The sequence below is a fragment of the Stutzerimonas stutzeri genome (assembly GCF_000935215.1).
GTDB lineage: Bacteria > Pseudomonadota > Gammaproteobacteria > Pseudomonadales > Pseudomonadaceae > Stutzerimonas.
In genome coordinates this window covers 24,223-30,749 of record NZ_JXXD01000243.1, presented here as the reverse complement: position 1 = coordinate 30,749, position 6,527 = coordinate 24,223, and the positions used below count along the sequence as shown (strand labels likewise).

Here is a 6,527-nt window from a genome sequence, read left to right as displayed (position 1 = left end):
CCACGCAGTTCTTCCGCCCGCCGTTCTGCCAGCATTGGCGCTGGTGACCAAACGACCAGGCCGGCGTTATGTGCTCGTACTCGATCCGCGCCGCACGCTCAGGTAACGCTCGAACCTCATATCCGCAAGACCGGGGGTCGATGCGTCCACCCGTGCGACCAACCCAGCGCCATGTGCAGCCGCAGTAGGTGTCACCCTGAAGGTTACGGTCGAAGTAGACGCGCTCGCGTAGCTCAACTTTCGCTTGGTCGAACGTCGCCGGTGCGGCAGTGCACACCAGTGAGATGGCAGCCGGAAAAGCAGCGAGAATGAGGGCAGTGGTTTTCATGGAGCACGGCGTGGGTAGTTTCACGCCATGCTATAGATCGAAACCCGGAAATTGGGCTGGTATCTGACACGATTGTTGTCAGTTTTAGACTTCCGTGCTTCCTACCCATTCGCCGGCTATGAAAGCATCTGCACCATCCTGGGTGCGGTCTTTCAGTAAGCCGGCTATGGCAAGCAACGCCTCATGTGTCCAGCCAGATGCAGGAGCCGGCTCAGCATGAATCCGCGTTCCCCGCAGATCGCAGATCTCCAAGGGACCGTTGGCGATGGTCACCAGAATGTCAGGCTCGCCAGCATTCACATCAGTAACAAAGCAGATCATTTTTCCCTCGCTGCTGCCTGTCGCCATTCGTCTCTCATGCGCTGATACCGAAGCATTTTGAGAGCTTGGCGCTCCTTCTCCACAAGCACTTTATGCTCGATGGCACGAAGCATGGACCAGGTATTGCGTGGAAGCTTCGGCGGCTTTCCGTCAACGTAGGGAGGGTAAGCGCCATCTTCTACGCATGGATGCGACCAGTCCAACGCATTGGATTGTAGCTCTTCCCGAACAATCCGAGCTGCGTGCGACCAGGCGATATCGCCATCTCCTTCCCCTCCGTCTGGGCCGTAGTCGGTCCAGCAGAAAAATGCCGTGCGCTTGGGTGTCAGCATGTCGCCCAAGCGCAACGAGCCTTCCCGGTGACGGTACCGTGAGCGGTGGGAGGGTTTCCGACTCGCCCGCTTAGGGGTGTGGTAGGCCGCGCACGGCCCGTCCAGATCGATGCTGTAGCCGAGCGCTTTCGCGTGGACGGCCACGCGCTTGCTTAGCTTCTTCAAGATGCGCGGATTCATGCGTCGGCTCCCTTGGTATCCTCGTTCGGCTCTGCTGGAAGCGGCATCCAGAACGCTACCTTCGCCTGGTAGTCAGCGCCGTATCCACCGTCGATATAATCGCCGTTGTTCAGGCAGAACCATTTCCCGTCGCGGTACAGCCCCTCAAACCCACACACTGCATGCTGACCTTCGTATGTGCCGTAGCACCAGACCGTGCCAGCGTCACGCTCAGGCAGACGATCAGCGACGTTGATCCATCCCCCTGCGTCCCGATGGAATGCGTGGTTCTGCTCAGGCAGGGTGTCCATGGGCTCAATTACCTCTTCTGGCGCTTGCTTAGCGAGAAGGTCTGCGTAGGCATTCAGCAGCCGCTCTACCCCGCTGCCACCGAATGGCCCAAAGATATCGATGCACGCGTTCCAAGTATCTGGATCGAAGCCGTGCCCCTCGCACAGATACTCCCAGTCTCCGACCTCGTTGCGGCGCACCTGAATGCCATCAATCTCGAACTCACCCTGGTCCTGCCGCGCCTTAGACGATGGAGCCTCGGCCCACTTTGTGCCTGGATGTTCGTAGGCCCACGGCCCGCTGTACGTCGAGAACGGAGAGCAGCATTCACGCCGGAAACAGCGCTGCTCGCAACGATGATGGCATTTCCCGCCGTCAAGACAGGTTTCGCCCAGCAGCTCGGTTGGTTGTTGTGTGCCTTGTGTGGTCATGCTGCAGCCCCTTGAGTTGTAGGTACGCATAGCGTCTCACCTGCTCGAAGGTACCCAAGTGCTCTGTCGGTCGCCGTACTTCGTCAGCGCCGGGATCACCTCATTCGCGCTTCCGGTTACGGCTGCGAGCGCCACCGGCATCTACCCATCCAGGATGTGGATGACGAGCGCTTGGCTCGCGGTAGGCGCTGGCGGCCACGCTTGGGATTCATTCAGATCGCGAGATGCTGGATGAACAAAGCAACAGGAGCTGCCGAATGTCATCCCCAGCCGTCGCCACAACCCCCGAAGTCGAAAACATGCTGGCTCGTAACGCTGTCGTTGCCATCGGCGTAAGTGGTGGCAAAGACTCAGACGCCTGCGCAATCGCCACAAGCGAATATCTGGACCGTATCGGTCACACTGGGGCGCGCCTACTGATCCACGCAGACCTTGGATCGGTGGAGTGGCGGCAGAGCCTGCCCAAGTGCCACGCGCTGGGCGAACGACTGGGCTGGGAGGTGGTGGTTGTAGAGCGTAAAGCGGGAGGGATGATGGAGCGCTGGCAGACTCGCTGGAACAACAACGTTGAGCGCTATAAAAACCTCTCGTGCGCAAAGCTGATTCTGCCCTGGAGCACTCCAAGCATGCGTTTCTGCACTTCAGAGCTGAAGAGCGCTGTGATTGCCAGCTATCTCAAGAAGCGTTTCAAAGGCCAGGAAATTCTCAACGTCACCGGAATTCGCCGGGAAGAAAGCGCGGGTCGCCGCAAAGCGGACGTTGCCAAGGCAGATCCACGCCTTGCTCAGCGCGGCGCCCAAGGTTTCACCTGGAATCCGGTGATCGAGTGGAAGATCGATGAGGTGAAGGCTGCGATTGCGCGGCGAGGCCTGGAGCTTCATGAGGCCTATACCCGGTACGGGATGACGCGTGTTTCCTGCGCTTTTTGCATCATGTCCTCAGCGGCAGATCTGAAAGCGTCCACCACATGCACCGACAACCAGGACATCTACCGCACGATGGTCGAGCTTGAGGCCAGCTCAACATTCGCATTCCAGTCTAACAACTGGCTGGGCGATGTCGCTCCACACCTGCTGGGCAGCGAGCTTGCAGATCGGCTTCAAGCTGCAAAGCGGGCGGCACAACTGCGCGAGATTGCAGAGAAAAAAATCCCCCTCGGGTTGGAGTACCAAAAGGGCTGGCCCACTCGCCTGCCGACGATGGACGAGGCGAAGCGGCTTGCTGAGGTTCGGCATACGGTTGCAGGACTCGTAGGGGTTCAAGCGGGCTACCTTGATCCGGCCGCGATCCTTGAGCGCTACGATGAGCTGCTGCGGACACGTATCGACGCCACCCCTGCTGTGCCGGTCCATCTGGCGTTCGACTCCAGTCAGGCCAACAGCTGGGGGCAGCAGGCGGCGTTCGGCTTCTGAGGCGGGCACTTGGGTTTCTGCAGGATGAAGTGATGCTGAACGCGTCCAAACCATTGCGCAGAGGTACGCAGCATGTTCAAGCCCAACTCTCGTGTTATCTGGAGCAGCACTGATTCAGATGGGCCGGGGCCGGTGGTGGCCACGGTAGTTGGTCCTCTGAGTCCAGCTGAATACGACCGTGAAGAGGTCGGGTCGATGTTCACGATCAGCTTGCCGAACGGAACCACGGAAACCGCGTTCGCGGATGAGCTTTCGGCGGCGGATGCGGCGCCCGATTTTGCCGTGATGGACCGAGCCGAATTGTCAGCCTGGTATGAGGAGAATGTCGGCTACGATCTCGGTCAGGATGATCCAGCGATGACGCTTGAGAGCTATCGCCAGCAGTGCGGTGAAATGTTTGCCCTACACGCGCTGGCCCGATGAGTGTTTCTGATGGATCAGGGATGCTGTAGCCTCCGTTTACGGCCATAGCGTCCAGCCCATTCCAGTTCGAGCGGCCAATACCCGGATGATTACTTGGACCTTCTTTTTCGTATCGGTGATCGCGGCCTGTGTTCACCGCTACAGCGGCAATCATCAGAAGTGCACGATCACATTCCTACTGCTGGGGGGGCGTAACGCTTTGGATGCGGGAGGATTGGGAGCAGATGCCTCATATCTTTAGCGCCGACACCCAACTGGTGATCTGGACGGTGTTGCAAGCCATTTTCGCTGGCATTGCCTTCTATGTCCGGGACATTCCTGTTGAGGATTCACACAGGTCTAGTGGCGCCTCGTGAGTGCCGTGATAGCAGCGCTTACACATGCCGCTGCCGTCAGACGTTCATACCCACCCACTGCGTCATGCATATTCACCGCGCATCAGGCCCGGCGACGCAAGCATCCTTATCGGCGGTCCGCTAGTGGAAAGTCCGGGATCTGGAGACCTCTGGGGTCACGGTACGCGTTCCAGCTCCACCAGGCAGTCGGGCCGTATTCGCTGTTGTAATGGTTCACCTTGTCCGCCTTGCGCTGAAGGTACTCCGGCGTGCCCATTCCAAACACCTCCATCGGGAATTTTGTGTCAACATCGAGCAGCCAGAAATCGGGGAAGACGCAATCCTCGTCGGCGTCAAACCGCATTGGCTTCTCAAATGCCCGACCTTCGGCGCGCAGCTTCGACTCGATAACGGCCTCGAACCCAGAATCGAGTGGAATCCACTGCTCAGAGAGGTGCATCAGGGCAATGTCCAGGATCTTGCCATAGGCGCTCTTGGCACCGGCTTTCATCTCGACGTGGGCGATAGCCATGACGGTATCGCCTCGCATCCAAGCGGATAATTCCTGCCGGAAACTCTGGTGCACCCGGCCCCACTGCCCTTTCTGCAGGTACAGGGTCGGCATTCCAAACGGCCAGCTCAGCGGCAATTTTTCAAGCCCATCACCGTGTTTCTGGGCGTCGTACCGAGCAAGCGGCGCGACCACAACCAGGCGCCTTTTTCGTTCCAGCGCTTGTGCGGCTACCCGTTGGTTGGCCAGTGCGCCTTTTCCATCCTTGCGCGCAGGCACCAGCAGAACATCAGCGATGGTCAGCCTGTCCGTTGCGACGCGTTCAGCTGCTCGGCGAAGGGCACTGCCCACTACCAATGCGTTGCGCTTGCCTGCCATCGCCGGGTACCACGTATTCAGCCGTGATTCCTGCCATAGCAGATGCAGAAGGCCCAGCAGAGTCATCGCAGGTTTGCGAGCACCGGGGCGGGAAGGAGCAGGCTCGCTGTCATCAGCCGCTTCCCTGGCCGGGAGAATCCTGATGCCGCGTGCAAGCCTGATCCGCAGCTGTCCATCATCCCCCTCCTCCACCACGCCCTTGTCGTAACCCTTCATCCCGGAATGCTCGGGGGCAGGCGCATAGAACCTGCATTCGTTGGCGTGTTCGTACCCGGTCAGGGGGAATCGTGCCAGGTGGTAGGTGCCCGCCCGAGGCTTGATTGCCAGCTTTCGGTCACCCCTTCCAGGACAACAGCAGGTACCGTGTGAATGGCCGTAGTGTTGAGCCAACACGCGCTGCCAATGCGCGGCGAAGCGTTCGGCAGTCTGAAATTCCTTTGAGTACCGTTTGTCCCCGATCAGGACGGGGAAGATATGATCGACCATTGCAAGCCTCGGATTTCAACTGAGGGGGAGATTAACTCCCCGGTTTTTCCGCCTGGACGCGCTCAGTGGCCTGCTGGCCTGTGTAAATGCAAAGCGCCGAGTTGAAGCCGTTGTAGGTAACGGCATAGTTGAAGTCGCAGAAGTAGGCGGGATGCTTGGTCGCAATGGCGTCGCCGGCCTTGCAGTGTTCTTCGATGGTCTCGACCAGGGAATCATTATCCGCCCCGAGGCAGGCATAGCCGGTGGTCTTGTCCTCGCTGCAGCCGGCGAGCAGTGCAGTAGCCGTGGCGACAGCCGCCACGATGAGAATGCGTTGCATGGGCTTCCTCCAGTGAATTAGTTGGGCCGAACGGAATTCGGCTTCGCTTATTCTCTGGGAAACCTCAGCGCAATAATCCTCTAATCCTGCAGGATTGTTGTCGGTTTAGGCACGACCTGGCGTCACGGTAATGCGAGTGAGTAGTGCGGTAGTTGGGTTCTCCTGAGCGCGGGCCACTATCAGGCCTCTACTCTCGAAGGAGCTACCACATGGCACGTCAGACACACATCCCCGGTCTTGAGCAGCTTCAGCTCAACGGCATCGCATACAGCTGGAACGCAACTATGGGGGAATATTGGTCTGAATCCGGCGACCCGCGCGTTCTTCAATCCGAAGAGATTCACGCCTGGCTTCTGGCGTTCAATACGAAACGCCCTTATTCCCCTGAGGGGCAGAAGATCGAGGCGAAAATAATCGCTCAGGATGTATGCTCGGTAACCGACCGCCCTCTCTTCGGCCTGCGCTTTCTGGACCACACTCGCGGCATCTGCGGCGATGTGCTCGTGTCGGAGGTCACCGCCGACGCCCTGATGGCCGAGTACGACGCCGGTCGATACCAGAGTCTTTGGACCGGGGCCTTCTAGCTCGCCAGTGGCGCGGAGCGAGGATTCTTGGGATTTCGGCAGTCACTGACAACATGGGGTCATCTTCTTCCCCGATCCGAGGAACCGCCCCATGAGTCATTCGCTTATCGCTATCAAAACCAGCTGCAGCGTCCCGGAGAAAATGCACGCGCAATCTGTGTTGGCAGGACAGGGACTCGTAGGTTGCCGCTATCCGCACACCATGACATAGGGGTCG

Annotated in this window: 9 protein-coding genes; 3 read left to right on the top strand and 6 right to left on the bottom strand. The window is 59.0% G+C overall.

The window, feature by feature from the left end; translation table 11 throughout:
• The 4 genes from LO50_RS25715 to LO50_RS21045 form a co-directional block, all read right to left on the bottom strand.
• A partial coding sequence (locus tag LO50_RS25715) for an endonuclease (protein ID WP_231098816.1) occupies nt 1–328 on the bottom strand: 328 nt, incomplete at its 3' end.
• Nucleotides 329–412: 84 nt separating this feature from the next.
• The gene (locus LO50_RS21055; RefSeq protein ID WP_125869317.1) at nt 413–676 is read right to left on the bottom strand and encodes a hypothetical protein; all 264 of its coding nucleotides are present in this window, start codon (nt 674–676) and stop codon (nt 413–415) included.
• Entirely contained in the window at nt 646–1,161 is a 516-nt protein-coding gene (locus LO50_RS21050; RefSeq protein WP_019405861.1) for a hypothetical protein, read from the bottom strand. Before LO50_RS21050 ends, LO50_RS21055 begins: the two co-directional genes overlap by 31 nt.
• Nucleotides 1,158–1,862, bottom strand: a complete 705-nt coding sequence (locus LO50_RS21045; RefSeq protein ID WP_125869316.1) for a DUF551 domain-containing protein — start codon at nt 1,860–1,862, stop codon at nt 1,158–1,160. The genes LO50_RS21050 and LO50_RS21045 overlap by 4 nt, the downstream gene beginning before the upstream one ends.
• Before the next feature lie 257 nt (nt 1,863–2,119).
• Here LO50_RS21045 and LO50_RS21040 point away from each other — a divergent pair, with 257 nt between their 5' ends.
• Nucleotides 2,120–3,274 (top strand): phosphoadenosine phosphosulfate reductase domain-containing protein, encoded by a 1,155-nt coding sequence (locus LO50_RS21040; RefSeq protein WP_044316244.1) that lies wholly within the window; start codon nt 2,120–2,122, stop codon nt 3,272–3,274.
• 72 nt (nt 3,275–3,346) lie between these two features.
• Nucleotides 3,347–3,697, top strand: coding sequence for a hypothetical protein (locus LO50_RS24820; protein ID WP_141239064.1), 351 nt, complete (start codon nt 3,347–3,349; stop codon nt 3,695–3,697).
• A 462-nt stretch (nt 3,698–4,159) separates the two neighbouring features.
• On the opposite strand, the gene LO50_RS21030 is transcribed toward LO50_RS24820, so the two are convergent.
• Nucleotides 4,160–5,407: a DUF1173 family protein gene (locus LO50_RS21030; protein ID WP_044316243.1), complete on the bottom strand. Its 1,248-nt coding sequence runs from the start codon at nt 5,405–5,407 to the stop codon at nt 4,160–4,162.
• A gap of 31 nt (nt 5,408–5,438) precedes the next feature.
• Nucleotides 5,439–5,726 carry a hypothetical protein gene (locus LO50_RS21025; RefSeq protein ID WP_040138030.1) on the bottom strand — a complete coding sequence of 96 codons (288 nt, stop codon included), beginning with the start codon at nt 5,724–5,726 and terminating at the stop codon, nt 5,439–5,441.
• Between the two features lie 209 nt (nt 5,727–5,935).
• Between LO50_RS21025 and LO50_RS21020 the strand changes: the two genes are divergently transcribed.
• Nucleotides 5,936–6,310 carry a hypothetical protein gene (locus tag LO50_RS21020; RefSeq protein ID WP_040138028.1) on the top strand — a complete coding sequence of 125 codons (375 nt, stop codon included), beginning with the start codon at nt 5,936–5,938 and terminating at the stop codon, nt 6,308–6,310.
• Nucleotides 6,311–6,527: the final 217 nt, after the last annotated feature.